The sequence below is a fragment of the Micromonospora coerulea genome (genome assembly GCF_016598485.1).
Taxonomy (GTDB): Bacteria; Actinomycetota; Actinomycetes; order Mycobacteriales; family Micromonosporaceae; genus Micromonospora; species Micromonospora coerulea.
In genome coordinates this window covers 1-1,582 of the sequence record NZ_JAEMUW010000084.1, presented here as the reverse complement: position 1 = coordinate 1,582, position 1,582 = coordinate 1, and the positions used below count along the sequence as shown (strand labels likewise).

Sequence of the window (1,582 nt, the reverse complement as noted above, 5' to 3'; positions counted from 1 at the left end):
GAAGCGCTGGCCATCAAGTCCTCACTCACGTTCGTCAGCCAAGAGGAGGCTCAGGCTGCGCTCGGCGAGAGCGTGCCCGCGCCGGTGTCCAACGGACGCGACCAGCTGGTACTGGGCCGGGTATCTTGGCGGACTCCGCCCAAGCCACTCGATGGCGGATACTTCGCGATCTTCCTCATTGAGAAGCGCACCAACCGCAAGGCGGGAAGCTTCAGCGCGTCGTCGCCACGGCAGGAGGCCATTGGCGCCGGGAGCGCCGGAGTCGAAAATAAGATCCCCGAGCGCTATCCCTGGCTAAAGGGCGCGGGCGACGTCAAAGAGGGAAACACCTGGTGGAGCTACGGCTCCAGACTGGCCGTGTCTGACGGGGACGCTTCACCGCTAACGTTCGTCGCGCCCTTCCCGTATCTGGAAGGGCCGCAACGGGCGGCGGCCAGGGCGGCCACTGCACCGGTCGCGATGTCGGACCTGCTGCTGGCCCTGGTCTACATGGGGTCCGATGGGCAGGTGTACTGGGCGCAGCGGCTCCAAGGCTGGTAGCGGATCTCCTCGTCGGGCAGTCTCCGACCGTCCGGCCTCCCCGGGCGGGGACAAGGTGGAGCGCCCTACGTCCGAACGACCTTGGCCCCGTCCGGGGAGGCTGGCAGCCCTTGCGGTGCCCGCCGAGGTGATCCGCGGCGGCATCTCTGAGCAGGGTCGGGGTTCGGGGCGGAGCCCCGAGGTCTTCGTGGTCCTGGTCGTCCCAAGCGTGGCCGGCCGGCCCGGCCGATGCCGGCCGGAGTTCGCCAGCAGGCCGGGGCCGGGCCGGCGCGGCCCGCTTGCGGGCCGCCTTGATCTGAAAGAGCGGAATTCGGCAGTGTTCGGGCTTGCGCCGGCCCATCCTTGGGCGGACCGAAGCCCGGGCCGATCCAAGGTTGGGGTTACTCAGCGCCTGGTCTCGCACCTGGTCAGGACCACGCCGTCAGGGAACGTCCGGGTCTCCACCAGGGCCAGGTTCACCCAGTTGTCCAGGGCCGCAAAGAACGGCGTGCCGCCACCTACCAGGACCGGATGGGTGACCATCGCGTACTCGTCGATCAGCCCGTCCCGCATGGCCACTGCGGCGAGTGTGGCGCCGCCGATATCCATGGGGCCGCCGTCCTCGGCCTTGAGCCGGGTGATCTCGGTGACCGCGTCGCCGGTGACCAGGCGGGTGTTCCAGTCGACCGTGCTGGTCGTCGAGGAGAACACCACCTTCGGCATGTCCCGCCAGCGGCGGGCGAACTCGATCTCCGCCGGTGTGGCACCCGGCTGCTGGTCGGCGGTCGGCCAGTGGGAGCTCATCCTCTCCCACAGTTTGCGCCCGTACAGCGCCATGCCTGTCGCCCTCACCCGGTCGGACCACCACTGGAACAGCTCGTCGCTCGGCACACCCCAGCCGAGGTCGTCGCCGGGCGCGGCGATGTAGCCGTCCAGGCTCAGGTTCATGCCGAAGGTCAGTTTTCGCATGGTGTCAGCCTCCCGTGAGTCGGTACTCGGCGTACAGACCAGCACGGCGCGGAAGAATCATCGGTCAGGCCACACCGAGGGTCGGTTCACCACC

Annotated in this window: 2 protein-coding genes; one reads left to right on the top strand and one right to left on the bottom strand. The window is 68.8% G+C overall.

From position 1 onward, the window contains the following. On the top strand, positions 1-540 hold a 540-nt coding region (locus tag I8N68_RS32355; RefSeq protein WP_200216904.1), incomplete at its 5' end, for a hypothetical protein. A gap of 384 nt (positions 541-924) precedes the next feature. Here I8N68_RS32355 and I8N68_RS32350 read toward each other — a convergent pair. Then, on the bottom strand, positions 925-1,488 hold the full coding sequence (locus I8N68_RS32350) for a dihydrofolate reductase family protein (RefSeq protein WP_200216903.1): 564 nt from the start codon (positions 1,486-1,488) through the stop codon (positions 925-927). Positions 1,489-1,582: the final 94 nt, after the last annotated feature.